Annotated in this window: 18 protein-coding genes; 12 read left to right on the forward strand and 6 right to left on the reverse strand. The window is 64.4% G+C overall.

The window, feature by feature from the left end; translation table 11 throughout:
* Nucleotides 1–284: 284 nt before the first annotated feature.
* The 4 genes from DNK49_RS03760 to DNK49_RS03775 all read left to right on the forward strand — a co-directional run bounded on the left by DNK49_RS03760 (nucleotide 285) and on the right by DNK49_RS03775 (nucleotide 5,795).
* Nucleotides 285–2,294, forward strand: a complete 2,010-nt coding sequence (locus tag DNK49_RS03760; RefSeq protein ID WP_110523001.1) for a sigma-54-dependent Fis family transcriptional regulator — start codon at nucleotides 285–287, stop codon at nucleotides 2,292–2,294.
* Nucleotides 2,295–2,361: 67 nt separating this feature from the next.
* Nucleotides 2,362–3,201 carry a flagellar filament capping protein FliD gene (locus DNK49_RS03765; RefSeq protein ID WP_110523002.1) on the forward strand — a complete coding sequence of 280 codons (840 nt, stop codon included), beginning with the start codon at nucleotides 2,362–2,364 and terminating at the stop codon, nucleotides 3,199–3,201.
* Nucleotides 3,202–3,432: 231 nt separating this feature from the next.
* Nucleotides 3,433–4,632: a formate-dependent phosphoribosylglycinamide formyltransferase gene (gene purT / locus DNK49_RS03770; protein ID WP_110523003.1), complete on the forward strand. Its 1,200-nt coding sequence runs from the start codon at nucleotides 3,433–3,435 to the stop codon at nucleotides 4,630–4,632.
* A 146-nt stretch (nucleotides 4,633–4,778) separates the two neighbouring features.
* Nucleotides 4,779–5,795, forward strand: a complete 1,017-nt coding sequence (locus DNK49_RS03775) for a sensor domain-containing diguanylate cyclase (RefSeq protein WP_207806879.1) — start codon at nucleotides 4,779–4,781, stop codon at nucleotides 5,793–5,795.
* A gap of 62 nt (nucleotides 5,796–5,857) precedes the next feature.
* Here the strand turns inward: DNK49_RS03775 and DNK49_RS03780 are convergent, their stop codons facing one another.
* The 4 genes from DNK49_RS03780 to DNK49_RS03795 form a co-directional block, all read right to left on the reverse strand.
* The gene (locus DNK49_RS03780) at nucleotides 5,858–6,781 is read right to left on the reverse strand and encodes a delta(1)-pyrroline-2-carboxylate reductase family protein (RefSeq protein WP_110523004.1); all 924 of its coding nucleotides are present in this window, start codon (nucleotides 6,779–6,781) and stop codon (nucleotides 5,858–5,860) included.
* A gap of 500 nt (nucleotides 6,782–7,281) precedes the next feature.
* Nucleotides 7,282–7,827: a flavodoxin gene (locus DNK49_RS03785; RefSeq protein ID WP_110523293.1), complete on the reverse strand. Its 546-nt coding sequence runs from the start codon at nucleotides 7,825–7,827 to the stop codon at nucleotides 7,282–7,284.
* Nucleotides 7,828–8,005: 178 nt separating this feature from the next.
* Nucleotides 8,006–8,320, reverse strand: a complete 315-nt coding sequence (locus tag DNK49_RS03790; protein WP_110523005.1) for a hypothetical protein — start codon at nucleotides 8,318–8,320, stop codon at nucleotides 8,006–8,008.
* A gap of 101 nt (nucleotides 8,321–8,421) precedes the next feature.
* Nucleotides 8,422–8,949, reverse strand: a complete 528-nt coding sequence (locus tag DNK49_RS03795; protein ID WP_110523006.1) for a tellurite resistance TerB family protein — start codon at nucleotides 8,947–8,949, stop codon at nucleotides 8,422–8,424.
* Nucleotides 8,950–9,161: 212 nt separating this feature from the next.
* Here DNK49_RS03795 and DNK49_RS03800 point away from each other — a divergent pair, with 212 nt between their 5' ends.
* Nucleotides 9,162–10,298, forward strand: coding sequence for an OpgC family protein (locus DNK49_RS03800; RefSeq protein ID WP_110523007.1), 1,137 nt, complete (start codon nucleotides 9,162–9,164; stop codon nucleotides 10,296–10,298).
* 14 nt (nucleotides 10,299–10,312) lie between these two features.
* On the forward strand, nucleotides 10,313–11,116 hold the full coding sequence (locus DNK49_RS03805; RefSeq protein ID WP_165843259.1) for an SGNH/GDSL hydrolase family protein: 804 nt from the start codon (nucleotides 10,313–10,315) through the stop codon (nucleotides 11,114–11,116).
* Between the two features lie 12 nt (nucleotides 11,117–11,128).
* Here the strand turns inward: DNK49_RS03805 and DNK49_RS03810 are convergent, their stop codons facing one another.
* On the reverse strand, nucleotides 11,129–11,614 hold the full coding sequence (locus DNK49_RS03810; protein WP_165843260.1) for a 2,4'-dihydroxyacetophenone dioxygenase family protein: 486 nt from the start codon (nucleotides 11,612–11,614) through the stop codon (nucleotides 11,129–11,131).
* A 302-nt stretch (nucleotides 11,615–11,916) separates the two neighbouring features.
* On the opposite strand from DNK49_RS03810, the gene DNK49_RS03815 reads away from it, so the two are divergent.
* From DNK49_RS03815 to DNK49_RS03840, 6 genes are all read left to right on the forward strand, one after another.
* A complete protein-coding gene (locus DNK49_RS03815) occupies nucleotides 11,917–12,405 on the forward strand; it encodes a 2,4'-dihydroxyacetophenone dioxygenase family protein (protein WP_110523010.1) in 489 nt (162 codons plus the stop codon).
* 33 nt (nucleotides 12,406–12,438) lie between these two features.
* Nucleotides 12,439–14,304 (forward strand): DUF1302 domain-containing protein, encoded by a 1,866-nt coding sequence (locus DNK49_RS03820; RefSeq protein WP_110523011.1) that lies wholly within the window; start codon nucleotides 12,439–12,441, stop codon nucleotides 14,302–14,304.
* Between the two features lie 11 nt (nucleotides 14,305–14,315).
* The gene (locus DNK49_RS03825) at nucleotides 14,316–15,674 is read left to right on the forward strand and encodes a DUF1329 domain-containing protein (RefSeq protein WP_110523012.1); all 1,359 of its coding nucleotides are present in this window, start codon (nucleotides 14,316–14,318) and stop codon (nucleotides 15,672–15,674) included.
* Between the two features lie 73 nt (nucleotides 15,675–15,747).
* On the forward strand, nucleotides 15,748–16,905 hold the full coding sequence (locus DNK49_RS03830; RefSeq protein ID WP_110523013.1) for a WD40/YVTN/BNR-like repeat-containing protein: 1,158 nt from the start codon (nucleotides 15,748–15,750) through the stop codon (nucleotides 16,903–16,905).
* Nucleotides 16,898–19,333, forward strand: coding sequence for an efflux RND transporter permease subunit (locus tag DNK49_RS03835; protein ID WP_110523014.1), 2,436 nt, complete (start codon nucleotides 16,898–16,900; stop codon nucleotides 19,331–19,333). The genes DNK49_RS03830 and DNK49_RS03835 overlap by 8 nt, the downstream gene beginning before the upstream one ends.
* A gap of 4 nt (nucleotides 19,334–19,337) precedes the next feature.
* A complete protein-coding gene (locus DNK49_RS03840) occupies nucleotides 19,338–20,144 on the forward strand; it encodes an SDR family NAD(P)-dependent oxidoreductase (RefSeq protein WP_110523015.1) in 807 nt (268 codons plus the stop codon).
* Between the two features lie 278 nt (nucleotides 20,145–20,422).
* Here the strand turns inward: DNK49_RS03840 and DNK49_RS03845 are convergent, their stop codons facing one another.
* Nucleotides 20,423–21,331: a helix-turn-helix domain-containing protein gene (locus DNK49_RS03845; RefSeq protein ID WP_110523016.1), complete on the reverse strand. Its 909-nt coding sequence runs from the start codon at nucleotides 21,329–21,331 to the stop codon at nucleotides 20,423–20,425.
* Nucleotides 21,332–21,428: the final 97 nt, after the last annotated feature.

The raw sequence follows: 21,428 nt of genomic DNA on the forward strand, positions 1-21,428 counted from the left end.
CCGTTCGGTTTCCGTACGCTGCTCAGACGCCGAACGTACGGAAACCGAACGTCGCGCTGCACACCCAGGCTGGCCGACACACCTGACAGCGTCATTTGCGCCCCGGTGGCACAGGCAGGCATTTCCTTTGCTAAGCTAAAGAGGCCCGCAAACCGGTCGGCCCCTTGGCCGACCACCACGGGCACACATCACGAATCCACCCACCATGCGCGACGGTACTGCCGATCGCATGCTGCCAGCAGAGCAGCCGGGCGCTGGAGTTCGCCAAGGAGGAGATCAACGCAATGACCGGTACATCCGATGGACAGCGCTTTTCCGAGCCTGGAAAAGACGCCGATGTCATGGCAGCCTGGGAGCGCTTTCTCAACGGCAGCGGGCAAGCGGGCGATGCCCTGCGCAGCCTGGTGGAAGGGTCCTGGCAACGCTGCCGGGATCACAACGTCGACCCGGACAAACGTAGTGCCCCACCGCCCCTGACCGAGTCCAGGCTCGAATCACTACGCAACACCCACGACGAACTGCTGCGGGCAAGCGCGCCGATCATGGCCTGCGCACGCGACTTCCTCGCCGAGACCGGTACCGTCATGGCGCTCGCCGACGTCAACTGCACCATCCTCAGCATGGAGGGCGACACCCGCACCCTGGGCGCCGCAGAGAACATCCACCTGCTGCCCGGGGTCGCCTGGAGCGAACGCATCTGCGGCACCAACGCCATCGGTACCGCGCTCGCGGTGGGCGAACCGGTGCAGATCCACTCCGCCGAGCACTACTGCGCGGGCATCAAGCGCTGGACCTGTTCGGCCATGGTCATACGTCATCCGATCGACGGTGAGACCCTCGGTGTCGTGGATGTCTCCGGGCTTTCGGAAACCTACAACCGGCAAAGCCTCGCCCTTGTCGTCACCACCGCCAACCGGATCGAAAGCCGGCTGACGATGCGTGAAACCGAGCTGCGTCTGCGCCTGCTCGAAGCCGCCCTCCCCAACCTGTCCTCCACCACCGACAGCGTCGTGCTGTTCGACCGTCGCGGCTACCCGATCAAGGCCAATGGCAACGCACAGGCGGTGCTCGCCTCGCTCGGCGCCGATCTCGACCTCAGCCGGCCCCGTCGCATTCCGGCCCTTGCACTGGACAACAGCCTGACCCAGTTGCCGCCCTGGATGCGCGCAGAGTGGCTGGCCCCGGTTTCGGAGCGCGGCGAACGCATCGGCACGCTGCTCATCCTGCCGCTGCCCGCCCTCGTGCATCGCCGCAGCAAACCGGATCGCGAGGAGATCGAACGCCCGCCGGGCGGCTTCGAACACATCATCACCGTGGACCCCGGGTTGAAAACCGTACTGAGAAAGGCCCGCCAGTTGGCAAGCTCTCGCGTACCGGTGCTGCTGCTCGGCGAAACCGGTGTCGGCAAGGAGGAATTCGCCCAGGGCATACACCGCGCCAGCCCGTTCTCCGCAGGCCCCTTCGTCCCACTCAACTGTGGCGGCCTGTCACGAGAGCTGCTCGCCAGCGAACTCTTCGGCTATGTAGACGGCGCCTTCACTGGCGCCCGCCGCGGCGGTCTGATCGGCAAGATCGAAGCCGCCAATGGGGGAACCTTGTTCCTGGATGAAATCGGCGAGATGCCGATGGACCTTCAACCCCACCTGTTGCGCGTGCTCGAACACGGCGAGATCTATCGCCTGGGCGAAAACGCGCCGCGCAAGACCGATTTCCGGCTGGTCGCCGCAACCAACCGCGACCTGCGCCAGGAGGTTGCGGCCGGCCGCTTCCGCATGGATCTCTACTACCGCGTCGCCGTCACCTCGATCCGCATCCCGGCACTGCGCGACCGGCAAGGCGACGTCGAACGGCTGGTACAGCATTTCCTTGCCCACTTTGCCGAACGCCATCGCAAGCCCTTGCCGGTCATCGATCACGCCGTACTCGAACGGCTCACAGCCTACACCTGGCCGGGCAACGTCCGGGAGCTGCGCAATGTGGTGGAGAGCATGCTGCTGGTGTGCGAAGGCCCGCGCCTGAGCCTGGACTGCCTGCCGGCCGAACTGGAAGCCGATACCCCCACCACCCCCGATACCCATCCCGCGAGCGTGACCCCACTGCATGCCGTACAGCGCATCAGCGAAGTCGAGGCCGAGTTGATCCGCCGCACCATTGCGGCCACCGGCGGCAACCTGACACTGACCGCGAGCAAGCTGGCCATTGCCAAGAGCACGCTCTACCAGAAACTCAGGGATTACGACCTGCACGACGAGGTCTCTGCCCAGCGCAGCCTGAAACTGAGCGGCCAGCGTTGATCGCCCCCTTAACCTTCGGTCATCTCCGGTCTAGACTGAGAACATTCCTGCGCCACCGGAGCCCGCCTTGAAGATCGATCTTGCCGCATTCCGCCTCAACGCGCTCAGCACCCTGACGGCCAACGACAGCAAGGGCAGCAGCAATACCGACTTCCTCAGCGCCCTGCTCAACGCCAGAATGGGAAACCTGCCCGACGCCGCTGGCGCGACCGGCGCCATCTCGCTGCTGGGCGATACCGGATCGCAGATGCAGTCGGTACTGTCCCAGCTGGAGGCCAGCAACGCCGCCTTCCTGCGCCGTTACAACGCGCGGGTGGATGCAATCGGTGACGAGGCGCAGGTTCTCACCCGGCTGCGCGAACGTGTCGCCGAACTCGGTACTGCCAGTCAGGAGCTGAGTGGCCTGCGTGTCGACAGTGCGGATACCGACATCAAGGCCGCCTTGCAGGACTTCATCGCCCGCTACAACGCGTGGGACAGCGAGTTCGACCCCTACTTTGAGGACGGTGCCCTGCTGGACGACGTGCAGGCTGGCGAGACCGCCCGCTTCTCGCTGCGCCGTGAAGTCGGCTCGATCTTCCACGGGGCCGGCAATGGCGGTTTCGACCGCGGCCTGACGGCGATGGGCGTCAGCTTCGGCAGTGACGGGCAACTGCGCTTTGACGAGGCCAGCTTCGACGCCGCGCTGGGCAGTGACCGCGCGGCAGCAGTACAGACCTTGAGCAATGTCGCACGCGCCTTTGGCGATGCGGCCGAAATGCTCTCGGCCGACGGCCATCTGCTTGCGCGCCGCATCGACAACGCCCAGCGCGCCGTCGACTGGGCGGCAGACAATCGTGACGACCTGAATGCAGAATTCGGCCCGGGCGCGGTTGCCGCGCGCCTGCGTCGCGCCGGATATTCCTGAAGCAGCGGTAGCGGGCCCATAGCGCCCGGCTTCAGACGCCGCTTCCGGCAAACCCGGCAGGGCGCACGCATCACGCGCCGCTCCCGCCGGCTTTCGACCCGACGACCTCAACGAAGGCACGGAAAGTGCCGTCCGTCGGCTTTCGATGCATCGGCAGGCAGCCAACGGCGGTCTGTGGGATTACACTTCGCGCTCGACAAATCGGGCACCACGCCCCCAAGGAGAGAGACGATGAAGCTCGGCACCCCCCTGTCCCCCAGCGCACTGCGCGTCATGCTGCTCGGTGCCGGCGAACTCGGCAAGGAGGTCGTCATCGCCCTGCAACGCCTGGGCGTGGAAGTCATTGCCGTCGACCGCTACGCCAATGCCCCCGGCCACCAGGTTGCCCATCGTGCCCACGTCATCCCGATGACCGACGGTACCGCGCTGCGGGCGCTGGTCGAGGCCGAGCGCCCGCACCTGATCGTGCCCGAGATCGAGGCCATCGCCACCGACATGCTGGCCGAAATCGAAGCGGCCGGTCTGGCCGAGGTCATCCCCACCGCGCGTACCACCCAGCTGACGATGAACCGCGAAGGCATCCGCCGCCTGGCCGCAGAAGAACTCGGCCTGCCGACCTCGCCTTACTGCTTTGCCAGTTCGCTGGAAGAACTGCAGGCCGCGATCGACGGCGGCATCGGCTACCCCTGCATCGTCAAACCGGTGATGTCGTCCTCCGGTAAGGGCCAGTCCACCCTGCGCGGTCCGGACGACGTCCGCAAGGCCTGGGACTATGCGGCGGCAGGCGGCCGGGTGAACCAGGGCCGCGTCATCGTCGAAGGCTTTGTCGACTTCGAATTCGAGATCACCCTGCTCACCGTCCGCGCCTGCGACGCCAGCGGCGCCGTTCAGACCTACTTCTGCGAGCCGATCGGCCACCTGCAGGTGTCGGGCGACTATGTCGAATCCTGGCAGCCGCAAGCAATGCGCCCGGCAGCCCTGAAGCGCGCGCAGGAGATTGCCGCTGCGGTCACCGGCAATCTGGGCGGACGCGGCGTGTTTGGCGTCGAACTGTTCGTGCGGGGCGACGAAGTCTGGTTCTCCGAAGTCAGCCCGCGCCCGCACGACACCGGCCTGGTCACACTGTGCACCCAGCGCCTGTCCGAGTTCGAACTCCATGCCCGCGCCATTCTCGGCCTGCCGGTGGATGTCGCCTTGCGCGAGCCCGGCGCCTCGGCGGTGATCTATGGCGGCATGGACGAAACCGGCATCGCTTTCGAAGGCGTAGCCGACGCACTGACCGTACCGCGCAGCGATCTGCGCCTGTTCGGCAAACCCGAATCCTTCCTGAAGCGCCGCATGGGCGTCGCCGTGGCCAATGGCACGAGTGTCGACGAAGCACGCGATCGGGCCCGCCTGGCGGCAAGCAAGGTGCGCCCGGTGAAGGACTGATACGGACGTCGTATGCGGTGGCATCGTCGGCCGACCCGCCGAGCGGTGCCAAAAGCCGCGATGCAAGCACTCATAAACCCTTGCTGGAGCATTGCTTTTCAATCAGACGAAAGTTAACCTGATCAGCATTACGATTTCACCCGTCAATGGGCAAGGTCATGCCGTCCGAGCAGGAGTTGCTTGAGATCATCGATATACAGACCGAGATTGCGAAGCTGGGCCGCAATCTCGGTGACGTCATGAAGCGGGTCACCGAACGGACGCTCAGCCTGGTTCGCGCCGACGGCGTGGCCATCGAACTGGCCGAAGGCGACGACATGGTCTACCGGGCAACCGCCGGCATGGCCAATGGCCATCTCGGCATCCGCCTCAAGCGCGACGCCAGCCTGTCGGGGCTGTGCACTCAAACCGGCCAGATCCTGCGCTGCGACGACGCCGAAACCGACCCGCGCGCTGATCGTGAGGCCTGCCGCAAGGTAGGTATCCGGTCCATGATCGTCATGCCCTTGCAACACAACGAATCGACCGTCGGCGTGCTGAAAGCCATGGCGGCAGCGCCTGCACACTTTACCGACCACGACGTCGAACTGCTCAAGCTGCTGTCCAGTCTGGTGGCGGCCGCCATGTACCATGCCACGCACGACGACAACAGCGATCTGGTGTACAAGGCGACCCACGACGACCTGACGGGCCTGGCCAACCGGTCGCTGTTCATGGACCGGCTGCGCAGCAGCCTGATCCACCTGCCTCAACAATCGCGCGGGGTGGGCGTACTGATGATCGACATGGACGGTCTCAAGGAGATCAACGACACCTGCGGCCACCGTGCCGGCGACGCGGTCATCCGCGAATTTGCCACCCGTACCAAGAGCTGTGCCCGCAGTTCCGACACCGTCGCCCGCCTGGGTGGTGACGAGTTCGCCATCATCCTGAATCCGGTCGACCTGCCGGATGGTGTTGGCGCGGCGATCAAGCGCATCCAGTCAGCGCTGGAAGCCCCCTTTCTGTTTGAAGACCGCAGCTACCAGCTTTACGCCAGCATTGGTGCCGCCCGTTTTCCGGACGACGGTCACGCGATCGACACCCTGCTCGAACTGGCCGATCAGCGTATGTACGCGATCAAGCGCCAACGCAAGGGGCAACAAGGGTCGCGACTGCACTGACCCCCGTGACCCCGTCAAAACTCACATTGCCCTGATTGCGTCGACGATCTGGCAAAGCCGGCTCAGGCTTCGGCGCACACCCTAAGCATCGCCAGCCTTGCCGCAGCCAGATCCCACCCACCCCAACCGCAGCTCTTGAACAGCACCGGCCCCGCCGGACGCGGACGCGACTCCCGCACGATCTCAGCCAAGGAGGGCAGGGCGGTGATGTCGACGCCGGCCTGCAGCAGGTCGCCCGCCTCATGTTCGGCATCACGGGTATCCACCACCACCGTGCCGCAAGCCATCAAGTCACGGCACATTGCCGGCCCCAGTTCCACCATGCTTGGGGTAAAGGCGCCCACTGCGGCAATGAAGGCATCCTCACGCGGGCGGGCATCCAATACCACGCCACTGGCCGGCGTGGCGGTGACGACCAACGGGCAGTCCGGCAAGGCCGCCGCCGCGTTGTCCACCACCCGGGCCTGAGCACCCAGCGTACGGACATGCGCCGCAAGCGCCTCGGCGCTCGCCGGGCTGCGTGAGCAGATCCACACCTCCCGAACTCCCAGGCCGGCAACAAAGGCCTCCACATGCGCGCGCCCCTGAACACCCGCCCCCAGCACCAGCAAGGGACCACGGGTGTTCGGAGCCAGTCGCTGCGCCGCCAGCAGGGACACCGCAGCAGTTCGGTGAGCGGTGACGGTGGGGCCATCCAGCACCAGCCGGCGCGTACCGGTTGCGATATCGAACACCACCACATCGCCCTGTATCGTCGGCCTGCCGGTTCCCGCGTTGGCGGGGGTGAAGGTGATCAACTTGGTCATGGCCACCGTGGCATCGTTGGCCGGCATCACGAACAGGCTGGCACCACCGGGCAAGGGCTGCACCAGGCGCGGCGGCACAGTGACTGCGCTGTCGGTGAGCGAGGCGGCCAGTTCATCGGCCAAGGCGGGGTAGGGCAGGCAGGCGGCAGTCGCCGCAGCGGACAGCAAAATGTCGGACATGGCTCGGTCGGGTCATGGTGCGGGACAGCATCTTACCGCTAGCAGAACCGGTCGGCCTTGCATCTGGCGTCGGGCACCGCCACTGCTTCAGCGTCGCACAGGCATACCGGCGGCAACATCCCCGGCTTCGGACAAGACTGCAAACCATGACGTACGCAATCTCGTGTTGCGCATTGCAAAAACCCGTATCGCATTAAATTATCCCCCGAATACACCGATGAAACCTCAATCATTCATAAAACTTATGGTTTCATAGAAACATTCGAATGCGGTATTGTTGCGACGCACAAGGTGTTCGTATAGTATTTGAACCGTCTCCTCCACCCTCCTCCTTTGGTGTGGATTTAGGCCCGAACACTCAAGTGATCGGGCCTTTTCTTTTTTGCAGTCCTGTTTCCGCTGATGGTCAGTCACCAAGCCATCACAAGTGTCACTGCCCAGCGGTTCAATGGCAAAACAGGCCAGATCTTTCGACCTGACCCGCCCCTGGGTGTCATCGATCAACCCAGCTTTTCCAGCAACAAGGGTTTCACTTCGGCCAACCAGGCGTCGATACGCTCGTTGGTATGCATGCCCTGGGTGCGCTCGTCGATCACCAAGCCGACAAAACGCCCGTCCCGGACCGCGGCAGATTGTTGAAAGGTGTACCCCTCGGTGCTCCAGCTACCCACAATTTCGGCGCCATAAGCTGCAAACACCTCATGGAGCCGCATCAGCGAACTGGCAAAGCGTTCTGAATAGCGCTCCTGTGCGCCCAGGCCGAACAGTGCAATGCGCTTGCCGGAAAAATCCGGCTGCGCCATCTTGGCGAGAAACTCTTCCCAGTTCGGCTCCAGACAACCGGCACTGCGGCCGGGGATCTGTTCCTGGCCATAGCTGGGAGTGCCGAGAATCAGCACATCGTATGCGAGCATCGCGGCCGGCTCGATGCGATTGACGTTGACCGGCTTGTCGGCCAGTTCGTCACCCAGCTTCTTGTGGATCTTCTTGGCGATCAGGCGGGTGGTACCAGTCTCGGTACCAAAGAACATTCCAATCTTTTTCATGGCGGCAAGGGCAGAAAACGGCAATGCGTCGATGATACGCAAGCCACCCAAAGACCACACCATAAAAGCGGTCTTGCACGCCAGAATTTCTTTAATGCACCACGATCGTGCGTGCAAAATCCGCCAATATGCACCGAAACAGGGATTTCACCGCGCCACTTCCCGCCTGCAACGGTACTCAGACACCATTGTCCGGCTTGTCGTTACGCGAGGGGTTTACCTCGCGAATGACCTCACCCTCCAGCACCAGTCCACCCGGCGGGTTGTCACGCATCTGTTTGCGGATGGCCCGCGACTTCCACCACAAATACCCCCAGGCCACGGCACCCACGGTCAGCACCACGGCAAACAGCACCACCGAGAACATCAGCGCCAGCACGAACACGCCACCGGCGACGACCACCGCCAGCAGCTTTTGCAAGGGGCTGCGCGGCTGCGCGGGTTGACGCCCGAACTGGCGGAAGAAATTCGTCCTGCGACGGTCGGTATACATCAAGCAAATCCTTTACAGCGATCACGCTGAAACAGTGCCGAAAATCGGCAAATCGGAAGTATGAACCACCGCGACCGAAAAGATTCCGGACGCCCAAGGGCTCAAGCGCGCGTTCCGCTCAAATCCAAGCCATCGACACCGCCTGAACCCTGCGGCAGTGCAGGTGCCTCGAGCCCGGCGGCCGCACGCGCTCGCTGCTTGGCGGCAACAAACTCACCCCGTGGGATGTAGAGCAGATCACCCAGCTTGAGCATCAACTGGTTCTCATGGTGACTCAGATGACCATCGGCATAAGCCACCTGCCACAGGTACTCGGTCATGCGCAGCTTTTGCGTCAGATCGAAACCGCGATTGAGTTGCGACGTAAACGCGAACAGGTCAGGCGCATCATTGGCCGTCGCCTGCGCCAGTTCAAGCAATCTGGCCACCTCGTCTTCACCCAGACCGAACTTGCCTTGCAGTGCCTTGATCACCGCACCGCGCTCGTCGGGGTCAATCCGGGCGTCCGCACGCATCATCTCCACCAGCAGCACCGCAGTGGCCAGTTGCAGGGTATGCTCGCGCGCCGCCGGCGCAGCCTCTGCAGGCGCGGCCAGGGAGGCAAACAGTTCTTTCAGGGTGCGGATCATCGATGAGCTTTCCTTGCAAAACGGCGGTGTCGCCACCATGAGTCCCCTGATGCCCCACAAGAGTTCCGCCACCGGGAGCCGGATCGGCATCGCCGCGCTCGTGGAACTCGCAACCGGCAATGCAGTCTGTTGCGCCCGGGCGACCCTGCGTGCACACATCCTGCAACGACAGCCATGTGGCATATCGCCCTGATCGCCACTAACCTGCCCGTATGCCGTCTCCCAGCCAAGCTCCCACCACCTCACGCGACCTGCGCCTCGATTTCTTTCGGGGCCTGGCGCTATGGTGGATCTTCCTGAACCACATCCCGGACAACATCTTCAGCTGGGCCACGGTGCGCAACTACGGTTTTTCCGATGCTACCGAGATCTTCGTGTTCATCTCCGGCTATGCCGCAGCGCTGGCCTATCGACGGCCGATGCTGCAGCAAGGCATGGTATTTACCACCCTGCATGTGTGGCGGCGCTGCTGGCAACTCTATGTTGCCCATCTGATCCTGTTCCTGTTCTTCACCGCCCAGATTGCCTATGTTGCCGAACGCTTCGGCAACCCGATGTACATGGAGGAGATGAACGTCACCCCCTTGCTCGACACCCCGCACCTGGCCCTGCTCGACGCGCTGATGCTGACTTTCCGGCCCGTGAACATGGATGTACTGCCGATGTACATCGTACTGTTGCTGGCGTTTCCGGCCATGCTCTGGATGCTGCTGCGCGTGCCGGTCATTGCCTCGCTGCTCTCGATAGGCCTGTATATGGTGGCGCGGGTGTTCGAAATCAACCTGCCCGCGCATCCGCCCGGCAACAGCTGGATCTTCAACCCCTTTGCCTGGCAGTTGCTGTTCGTGCTCGGCGCCCTGCTGGCGCTGTATCCCAAGCTGCGCAACTACCCGGTACGCCTGACACCCGTCATCGATCTGCTCGCCCTCGCCTATGTGCTGGGTGCGGGCTTCATCGTTGCGACCTGGCATCTTCCCCAGCTGGAGCGATGGGTGCCGGAAAACCTGGCGATCTGGATGTACCCGATCGACAAGACCAACCTCGACACCCTGCGCCTGGTGCACTTCCTCGCCCTGGCCCATCTCACGTTACGCCTGGTCCCGCGCGAGGCGGGCTGGCTGCAACGAACCTGGGTCTGGCCAGTGATGTTGTGCGGACGCAAGTCACTGGAGGTGTTCTGCCTCGGCATCTTCCTGTCCTTCGTCGGCCACCTGGTGTTGATCGAGCTGGGCAACGACGTGTGGCTGCAATGCGCGGTCAGCGGCACAGGCATTGGCATCATGGCCAGCCTCGCGTATGTTTTGCACTGGTACGGTAGCCGCGCAGCCGCTGGCCGCCGCAGCGGATGAACGACAGGAAGCTCATGCCTCACCCCGCCACACCCGCCCCACACTTGCACCGGCTATGTACCGGCGTATTGCTTGCGCTACTACCGCTTGCCGGCACTGCCGCCGCAGGCGGAACCGAGCGCGCGTGCGACGTTCCTGCCGAACTGCTGTACCACAACCCGCCGCTGCACCGGGTCCATAAGGCCTTGGCCGAGGGCCGGCTGGACATCCTCATCCTGGGCACAGGCTCGACCGCCGGTGCCGGCACCAGCGACTCGCAGCACGCCTACCCCGAGCGCCTGCGCCAGCATCTAGCCGACGCCCACCCAGGGCTCGAGCTGCACATCCAGGTCGCCAGCCACCCTGGGCAAACCGCACAGCAGCTGCAACGCATCCTGCCCACCTTGCTGCGTCATCAGACCGACCTGGTGATCTGGCAGACCGGCTCGGCTGACGCCGCCCGCAAGCTGTCGCTGCAGTCCTTCGGTCAGGCCATTTCCACCGGCTTGCGCAGCATCCGCAACCGTGGCGCCGACGTCATCCTGATGGACATGCAGTACGCCCCTTACACGCTGATGATGGCTGACTTCAATAGCTACCGCGGCTATCTGTGGTGGAAGTCCCGCCAGGAAGACGTCGGCCTGCTGCCCCGCTACCAGATCATGGAATACTGGTACGAGCAGGGCCGTTTCGACCTTGCCACCGATGATCCGGCTCAACAGCGTGCCAACGCCGACGCCATCCATGACTGCCTCGGTCAGCTGCTTGCCACCATGACCTCCGAAGGCGCTGCTCATGCCGCGCCTGCCGGCGACGGTGCAGGGCAGGCAGCACGCTGAGCGCTCACGCGCTCAGCGGTGCACCTCGGCCAGCACACCGTCACGCTCGGCCATTTCCAGCATCACCTTGTAGTCGACGATTCCCGCGACCGACCCATCGGGCGCCAGTCCGGCAATCGGTCCCTCGAACACGCAGAACAGCACGCAACCACTGGCGGTACGCGGCTGGTGAATATCGCCGGCGGGTTCGAACATGTAGTCGCCCGGCCGGCCGATATCCGCCTCCTCGTAACAGATGTCACCTTCCAGCACCATCACCTCGATCGCGCCCAGGTGGTGATGTACCGGCGCCTCCACCCCGGGCAGCACCTTCAGCATGCAGGTGAACCCCCCTGTGCGGCGATTCACGCTCAGCAGCTTGTACATCACGCCCTCCATGACCCAGGGCTTCCAGGGAATGGGGTCGAGCTTCTGAAACCGGGGGTAGGGTCGGGTGATGCGGTCGTGTGCGCCACTCTGGCCCTTCTGATGCTCTGCGCTACACAGCATTGCGGTCATTGCATGTCTCCTGATGGTTGTCGGTATGTGGCATCCGGGGCCGGCCTTCCGCCCGCCCCGGATGCCGATACTAGGCCGAGCAGCCGAGGCCATGCCGGCCGGCCCGGAAATCGCCGCGACTACTGCAAAACATCGATAAATCGACAGTAATAGCCGACGTTCACGCACCTTTTTCAAAAAAGCGCTGCGCTGTCGGGATATCGCTGAGATTCGCCGCGGGCTGCGCTTGTGCACCGCACACCCCGCTAGATTGCGCCTCATCGGTCGACCGGCCGGTCAATAAAAACACTCAGGAGACACGCATGACCGCAGCAATCCTCAACGCTTCATCCCCTGTCCATGCCCCGCTCAGCCAACGTGCCGGCAAGGATTTCATCAAGCTCGACACCATTCCCTGGACGCCATGGGTGATGGAAGGCACCCATTTCAAGCTGCTCGCGATCAACGAACTCAGCGGTGGCTTCTCGATGCTGCTCAAGGTGGATCCCGGTGTGCAGGCACCGGTCCACGCCCACCTCGGGTCCGCCGAAGCCTATCTGGTGGAAGGCGGCTTCTACTACGAGGCGGACGACCCCGGCTGCGCCGGCGACTACACCTATGAACGCGGTGGCTCGGTTCATCAACCGGTGTCTCACGAAGGCTGTGTGATGTTTGCCGTCACCCATGGCCCGCTCGCCGGCTGCAATCCCGACGGTTCGGTATCCGCCGTCGTCGACTGCCGGCTGATGCTGAAACTGGCCGAGGCCAGCGGCACCGCCGACCACGTCGTCCGAGTCATCTCCGGGCACTGAGCCCCTGCACCTCCCCCTTCTCAGGAGGCAATCATGCACAACACAGCTCGCAGGCATGGCCTGCGCCGGGCCTGTCTCGCCGTCGCCATCGCCGGACTGGGCCACACCGCACAGGCCAACGACTTCCGTCTTGGCGATGAACTGACCGGCATGTGGACACTTAACGCCAGCCTCGGCACCAATGTCCGCATGCAGGGCCGCGACGCCGCGCTTACGTCGTTCGGCAATGCCAACCACAACGGCGGCAAGCCCGGTACCGGTGGTGGCAGTACCGATGACGGCGATCTCAACTTCGACCGTCACGACATCACCTCCACCACCCTCAAGGTGGTCGGTGATGTCGAACTGCGCTACCGCAACTACGGCGCCCTGTTACGTGCCAAGGCATGGCACGACTTCACCCTGTCCACCAAGAAAGTCGACCATGGTCACTTCGACAACGGCTACGTTCCCGGTGAACGCCTGGACGATCGCCATTTTGACGACGCCGCCAAGTTCTCCGGTGCGGAGCTGCTCGACGCCTTCATCTACGGCGACTGGGAACTGGGTGAGAACGCCCGGCTGAACATGCGCCTGGGCAGCCAGGTGGTGAACTGGGGAGAAAGCATCTTCATCCAGGGCGTGAACGTGGTGAACCCGGTCGACGTGCCGGCCGCCCGACGCGCGGGTGCCCAGGTACGCGAGATCCTGCTGCCGGTACCGCTGCTCTACGGCAACCTTGGCCTGCCCGGCGGCGTCAGCCTGGAAGCCTTCTACCAGTTGAAATGGAAGAAGACCGTCATCGACGGCTGCGGCACCTTCTTCTCTCCCGCCGACGTCATCAACTGTGGGGGTTCGCAGTTCGGCCCCGACGCCTTTTCCGACCGTGAGCATTACGAAGGCATTCCCGCACTGGGTGGTCTCAACGTGCGGTCGATGCGGCTCAACGACGAGAAGCCGTCCGATGGCGGCCAGTACGGTCTGGCCTTGCACTGGCTCGAACCCAATACGGAGACCGACATCGGCCTGTACTACATCAACTACCACACCCGCACACCCTTCCTGACGCTGTCGAGCGTGCCGTCCGAACCCAGCTCGCTTTACGGCACCCTGGCGCCGCTGTCCTACCGCCTCGACTATTCGGCAGAGGACATCAAGACCTTCGGCCTGAGCCTGTCGAACACCCTGGGCGGCGCCTCGGTCATGGCCGAACTGTCCTATACCCGCGACCTGCCGGTGCAGATCAATGGCGGTGACCTGGTGCAATTCGGCATTTCCGGCGGCACCCAGGGCCCCCTGGTGGGTCATCGCATCTACGACCCGGCCGGTGCGAACATCCGCGGCTATGACCGGATGGACAAGATCCAGCTGCAACTGGGTGCGATCAACGTCTTCAGCCAGGTGCTGGGCGCCCAGTCACTGCTCACCGTGGGTGAAGTCGGCTTCAGCTGGGTACCCGATCTGCCCAACCCCAAGACCGGGGTGCGCTACGGTCGTGCCTTCACCTTCGGCACCGCCTGGCATCCGGGCTACACCGATCCGGCGCTGGCCAGCCGCGCGGGGTGTGACGCAGCCAACATCGCAAACAAGGTCACACCCGCCAACTGTTCACAGGACGGCTTCGTCACCCCGTTCTCGTGGGGATACCGCCTGTTCGGGGAACTGGAATACCCCAACGCCGTCGCTGGCTGGACCGCAAAGCCTCGTCTGTACTGGTCCCACGACGTCAAAGGCAACGCTGCCGACGGCGTGTTCCTGGAGAACCGCCGCACCCTCGGTACCGGCGTTGCGCTATCGCGCCTGGAGAGCGGCCGGCGATGGACCGTGGACCTGGCCTACACCCGCTTCATCGACGCCGCGCGCTGGGACACCAACCGCGACAAGGACTTCCTCGCCGCCAGCATCAGCGTGGCGTTCTAAGGAGAACAGACATGAACCGACTTCACCCCGCCTGCCGCCTCGCCGGCCTGATCCTGCTGCCGCTCGCCATCGGTAGCGCACATGCTGCCCTGAGCGCTGAAGAGATCGCCCGTCTCGGCAAGGACCTGACCCCGGTGGGTGCCGAACGCGCCGGCAACGCGGCCGGCACCATTCCCGCATGGACGGGCGGCCTCACCAAGCCGCCGGCCGACTTTGACATCACGCAGGGCCATGCCAACCCCTATGCCGGCGAGAAACCGCTGTACACCGTCACCGCACAGAACTGGGAGCAGTACCGGAATGTACTCTCCGACGGCCATGTCGCCATGCTCAAACGCTACCCGGATACCTATCGTCTGGAGGTCTATCCCACGCACCGCAGCGCCGCACTGCCGCAGGCCGAATATGACCGCATCCGCGAACAGGCCGGCGCCATCACCCTCACCGCGAGCGGCACCGGGCTGGAGAACTGGGACCGCAGCGCAGTGCCCTTTCCCATTCCAAAGAACGGGCTCGAGGCCATCTGGAACCATCAGGTACGTTCCCGCGCAGGCGGCATCGAACGCCGTCATCTCATCGGCGCCGTCAACCCCAACGGCAGTTTCAACGCCTACGGCGTCGATGAAAGCTGGATCTTCGCGCAGAACATGGACCGCCAGGAACCCAACCGCTTCTGGTACTTCATGGCACGCATGTACTCGCCAGCCGACGTCACCGGCGAGGTGGTGATGGTGCACGAGCCGCTCGACGCCGCGCGCGACGGGCGTCTGGCCTGGGTGTACAACGCCGGCCTGCGCCGTGTACGCCGCGCACCGCAGATCATCTACGACTCACCGGGCAGCTTCTCCGAAGGCACCCGCACCGAAGACGACTACGACATGTTCAACGGCCCCACCGACCGCTACGAGTGGAAGCTGGTAGGCAAGCGCGAGATGCTGATCCCCTACAACAGCTATGCCATCCACTCGAAGAAGCTCAAGGCACGCGATGTGGTCAAGCCCAGACACCTCGACCCCGCCCTGACACGCTACGAGCTGCATCGCGTCTGGGTCGTGGAAGCCACGCTGAAGGACGGCATGCGCCACATCTACGGCAAACGCGTGTTCTATCTTGACGAGGACAGCTGGACGATCGCAGTCAAGGAACAGTATGACGGGCGCGGCCAGCTCTGGCGTGTGGGAGAGGCGCAGTTGATGCAGTACTACGACCTGCCATTGCCCTACTACGCCTTCGAGAACATGTACGACCTGCAGGACGGGCGCTACTACGTCGCCGGCCTCAGCAACGAAGAAGGCCCGTGGCGCTTCGGTGCCAAGGCACGACGTGCCGACTTCGACCCCGACGCCCTGCGCCGCAGCGGCACCAAGTAAGCAGCGGCCACGACCGCGCGCACGGGGCGCACCAGATTCAAGGCGTGCGCCCCCACCCACAGGGAACACCATCATGACACGCCTGCCCCTCGCCACCCTGGCCACGGCCGCGGTGCTGGCCATTGCCGCCAGTGCTGCAGCCGGCCTTGCGCCCCGCCCCGCCAGTACACCCATCGACCTGTTGGAAACCCCCGCCCCTCAAAGCCCTCGGGCCGCCAGCCAGCTGATGAACAGCCTCGTTCATGCCGGTCCGCGCATGGTCGCCGCCGGCGCGCGCGGCACCATTGTCCATTCCGACGACGACGGCCACAGCTGGATCCAGGCCGAGGTTCCCGTCGCCGTCATGCTGACCGCGCTGCACTTTCCCACCCCTGAGCTGGGCTGGGCCGTGGGCCACGACGGCGTCATCCTGCACAGTCGCGACGGCGGCGCCCACTGGCAGCGCCAGTTCGACGGCGACCAGGCCAACACACAGATGCTCGCCTGGGCGAAAGCCCGGGTCAGCCAGGCAAGGCTGGCGCTGCAGCAGGCGGGCGAGGCCGAACGTGCAGCCGCCGAAGACCGCCTTGCCGATGCCGAAGATGTCCTGGCTGGCGCCGAACAGGCTGTCGCCTTCGGCCCCTCCCAGCCATTCATGAGCGTCTGGTTCCGCAACCCACGCGAAGGGTACGCCGTAGGCGCTTTCGGCATGGCCTTTGCCACCACCGACGGCGGCGAGCACTGGACCCTGTTCGCCGACCGGCTGCCCAATCCCGAAGCCCTGCACCTGTACGCCATTGCATCACCCAGCCCCAATGTCTTGCTGATCGCCGGCGAACGCGGCCTGATCCTGCGCTCCACCGATGCAGGCCAGCACTGGCAGGCGGAACCCGATCTTGCCGAAGGCGGGTTATACGGCCTGATCACGGCGCCACAGGACGGTGCCGTACTCGCGTACGGTTTCGACGGCATCGTACTGCGCAGCACTGACCTGGGTGCCAGCTGGCAAACGCTCGACAGTGGCACCCGCAGCGCACTCTACGGCGCAGCGACTGCGGGCGACGAACTGCTGCTGGTCGGCAACAACGGTACCCGTCTGCGCCTGAATGGTCACCGCTTCGATCCTCTGCCTGCGGGGGACGGCCGTCCCCTGACCACTGCCGCCCACGGCGCCAGGGGCTGGATCCTGGCTGGCTGGGGTGGTCTCGCCCATGACTCCGCCGCCGCATCAGGAGCCACCCGCCATGAATGAGACGTCCTCCCGCCGCCCCCACGACGGCTTGCTCAAACGCCTTGAGCGCCGGCTCGAAGGTGCGCTGTTCCGCCATCGCGGCGCCACCGTCGTCATCTTCGCCGTGCTGACGGTCTGGCTGGGCTGGGTCGCACTCGGCCTTCGCCCGGACGCCAGCTTCGAGAAGATGATCCCCACTCACCATCCGGCCATCGCCAACTATCTGGTGCATGAGGACAACCTGCGCGGTCTCTCCAACGTGGTGCGGGTCGTGGTCGAGAACCGTCAGGGTGACATCTTCGACCCCGCTTTCCAGGACATCCTGCGCAAGGTCAACGACGAGGTCTTCTACATTCCTGGGGTCGACCGCGCCGGCATGCGCTCGCTCTGGACACCCAACGTGATGTGGGGCGAAGTCACTGCCGAAGGCTTCGAAGCCGGCCCGGTGATCCCCGATGGCTACGACGGCTCGGCGCAGGCCATCGAGCAGTTGCGTGCCAACGTTTTCCGGTCGGGCGAAGTCGGCACCCTGGTTGCCAATGACCTGCGCTCGGCGCTGGTACTGGTCCCGCTGATGGAGCGCAACCCCGAGACTGGCGAACGTCTGGACTACGGCCGCTTCGCCACCGACCTGGAAGAAAGGATCCGTGCCCGCCATGAAAGCACCACCACCGGTATCCACATCGTCGGCTTTGCCAAGGTCATCGGCGAACTGATCGACGGCGCAGTGCCCATCCTCGGTTACTTCCTGCTGACCCTGGTGCTGACCGCAGCCCTGCTGTTCTGGTATTCGCGTTGCCTGCGCAGCACGGCCACCACGCTGCTGTGCTGCCTGATCGCGGTGGTCTGGCAGCTGGGCATCGTCCGCCTGCTGGGCTACGGGCTGGACCCTTACTCCATCCTGGTGCCCTTCCTCACCTTCGCCATCGGCATCAGCCATGCGGTGCAGAACATCAACGCCACCGCCAATGCCGCCCTCGACGGTGCCGACCGTATCGAAGCCGCCCGACGCTCGTTCCGCAGCCTGTTCGTCGCCGGCACGGTGGCCCTGCTGTGCGATGCGGTAGGCTTTGCCACGTTGCTGATCATCCGCATCGGCGTCATCCAGGAGCTGGCGATCTCGGCCAGCATTGGGGTGGCCGTCATCATCTTCAGCAAGATGTTCCTGCTGCCGGTGCTGATGTCATGGACCGGCGTCTCCCCCGCTGCCGTCATCCATGCCCGCAAACGCCGTGAACACCTCCCCTGGCTCTGGCAGCAGGTGGCGCGCTGCGCGCAGCCACGCCCGGCAATGGTCGTGACGCTGGCCGGTGCAGCCTTGCTGGCGCTTGGCTACTGGGGTGCACGCGACCTGCAGATCGGCGACCTCGACCCGGGCGCGCCCGAACTGCGCACCGACTCCCGCTACAACCGCGACGCCGCTTATCTGGTACGGCACTACACCACCAGCACCGATGTGTTCGTCGTGATGGCCGAAACCCCACCCCAGGGTTGCCGCGACTACCAGGTGCTGGCCGGCATGGACCTGCTCGCTGCCGAACTGGAGCGCGTGCCCGGCGTTCAGCGTACGGTGTCGATGTCCGACTTTGCCTACCGCGTACTCGCCGGCAACAATGAGGGCAACCCAAAGTGGTACGCCATCAGCCGCAACAAGTACGCGCTTGGCGGCGCCTTCCAGAAGACCCCCAAGGAGTACATCGGCAACGGCTGCGCGATGACGCCCTTCGTGGTCTACCTCAACGATCACAAGGCCGCCACGCTGTCGGCCGTGATGGCCACGGTGCGCGACTTCGCCGCCCGCCACGACTCGGACGCGGTGCGCTTCACCCTGGTCGGTGGCAATGCCGGCATCGAGGCCGCCACCAACGAGGTCATCGGCAACGCCGAACGCACCATGCTGATCCTGGTGTACGCCATCGTCGCGCTGCTGGTGCTGATCGAATTCCGCTCACTTCGGGTCACCCTCTGCATCGTGGTGCCGCTGTACATCACCTCAGTACTGTGTGAAGCGGTCATGGCCTGGATGGGTCTTGGGGTGAAGGTCGCCACCCTGCCGGTCATCGCGCTCGGGGTCGGCATCGGCGTGGACTACGGGATCTACATCTACAACCGCCTTCAGTCCTACCTCGACCGTGGCCTGCCGCTAACCGAGGCCTATCTGATGACCGTCTCCACCACCGGCCGCGCAGTCGCTTTCACCGGCCTCACGCTGGCGGTGGGGGTGCTCACCTGGATGGGCTCGACCATCAAGTTCCAGGCCGACATGGGCCTGCTGCTGACCTTCATGTTCCTGTGGAACATGGTCGGTGCGCTGGTGCTGCTGCCGGCGCTCGCCAGGCTGCTGCTCCCGGCGCAGGCAGCGACGCCCGCCACCACGACACCCGCCGGGACACCTTCCGCATCGTCGCCCCCACCCCAACTCACCCTTGCCGAAGCCCACAGGAGCTGAACCCATGAACCCGATCGAAACCCGCCTGATGGACCTCAGCGGCCGTGTCGCCCTCGTCACCGGTGGCGCTTCCGGCATCGGCCGCGCCACCGCCCACGCCCTGGCAGCACAAGGCGCACGCGTCATCGTCGCCGACATCAACGAAGCCGGCGGCTGGGAAACGGCCGACGCCATAGGCTCCGCTGCCAGTTTTGTTCACCTGGACGTCAGCGACGAGACCGCCTGGTGCCGCGCCCTCGACTACGTCGTCTCGACCGAGCAGCATCTCGACATCCTCGCCAACGTTGCCGGCATCGGCCTGGGTGGCGACTTCGAGGACCTGACACTGAGCGACTGGAACCGCCTCATCGCAGTCAACGCCACCGGCCCCTTCCTCGGCTGCAAACACGCGATCCGCGCCATGTCCGGCAGCGGCCGACCCGGCGCCATCGTCAACGTCGGCTCGATTGCCGCCACCCACGCCGCGCCGGACCTTGCCGGCTACTGCGCCAGCAAGGGCGCCATGCGCATGCTGAGCAAATCAGTGGCGCTGTACTGCGCGCACAAGGGCTACCCGATCCGCTGCAACGCCATCCACCCGACCTATGTGGATAGCGAAATGCTCGACCCCATCGCGGCGCACTATGGCAGCCGCGATGCGATGGTGCAGGCAATGTCGCGGCTGGTACCGGCAGGCAGACTTGCCAAGCCGGCCGACATCGCCGCAGCCGTGGTGTTTCTGGCATCTGACGCAGCCACCATGATTACCGGTACCGAACTGTTCGTGGATGGCGGTCAGACCGCCGGAATTGCGCCATCACATTTTGGCTAGGATGAGTCCGGCCACAGGTCATTTCGGATGTCACCACAATAAGGCTCAGTCTGCTTGCCCGGGACGACAATATGAGATCACGGTTCGTCCACGATCTCGTGGAGTCGCTCGGGTACGCGCGCACAAAGGATCGCATGACCGCACAAGGCCTGCGAGGCACGCTGTAATCCGGTTGAGGATCATTTTCGTGGCGTCACGAAAATGATCCAGCGCTGAAGGGGGGCCCAACGCCCCATTGACGACAGCCTGCCAACCATGGGGTCGAAGGACCTGGCCCCTTACCCCCGATACGCTTTCGGACTCACCCCGATCACCCTGCGGAAAGTCGCCGAGAAGTGGCTCAGGTTTCTGAAGCCGCAGCGGCGGGCGACTTCTGCCACGGACAGGGCGGGTTCCTCGCGCAGCAGCATGCGTGCGCGCTCCAGCCGCTGCGACAGCACGTAGTGATAGGGCGTCTGGCCGACGGTGTCGCGGAAGGCACGCAGGAAATGGTCCTTGGAGATGCAGGCCAGGTCGGCCAGGTCCTGCAGGCAGATGTCCTCGTGCAGGCGTTCGTGGATCAAGGCGGTGATCTTCTTCAGAACGCTCTGACGTAACTGGTTTCCGGCATTGCTGCGAGTCAGCACACGCTCGGTTTCGATGCGTCGTTCGCGGGTGTAATGGGTCACCAGGTGGCGGACCAGCAGGCTCTGGATCTGGTCCAGCACAAGGGTTTCCAGCCGGGTACCCTGTCCGGCAGCCGGCGGGGCTTCGCTTGCCAGCATGCGGAAGAAGCCATCCAGCCAGCTATCGCTGACCGAGAAGAAATCGTCGATCGGCGGACAGGCGTCGCGCTCCAGGGTGTCGCGGGCGAAAGCATCGAGCAGGGATTGAGGCAGGTAGAGATGGAAGACCTGGGTGTTGCCACCCAGCCGCCAGTCCGACTCCGAATCGCGCGGCATGAAGGTGACCGATCCCACCCGCGACCGGAAGCCGGTAACCATGCCCTGCTGCAGGCGTTCGACATCGGTGTTGCCCGACAGGTGATAGACAAGCACATGTTCCGCATTGCGGCGCAGCTGTGACTCGCCAGCGGGGTGGTTCCAGCGTGCGCCAAAGATGGTGCCGCTATGCGCCTGCATCACGTAGTCGGGCCCCGATGCGGTCGCGCGCGCAACCAGCTCCGGGGTGGATACCAGCATTCCCATTCTTGTCTCCTCTGTCCGGATACCGCTTTTGTTATGCAAGCCATTGTAGGCGTGCTGTTTTCCAATTACAGCTGGGGACTTTGCAGATATCGCGAAA

The sequence above is a fragment of the Parazoarcus communis SWub3 = DSM 12120 genome, assembly GCF_003226565.1.
GTDB classification, from domain to species: Bacteria; Pseudomonadota; Gammaproteobacteria; order Burkholderiales; family Rhodocyclaceae; genus Parazoarcus; species Parazoarcus communis.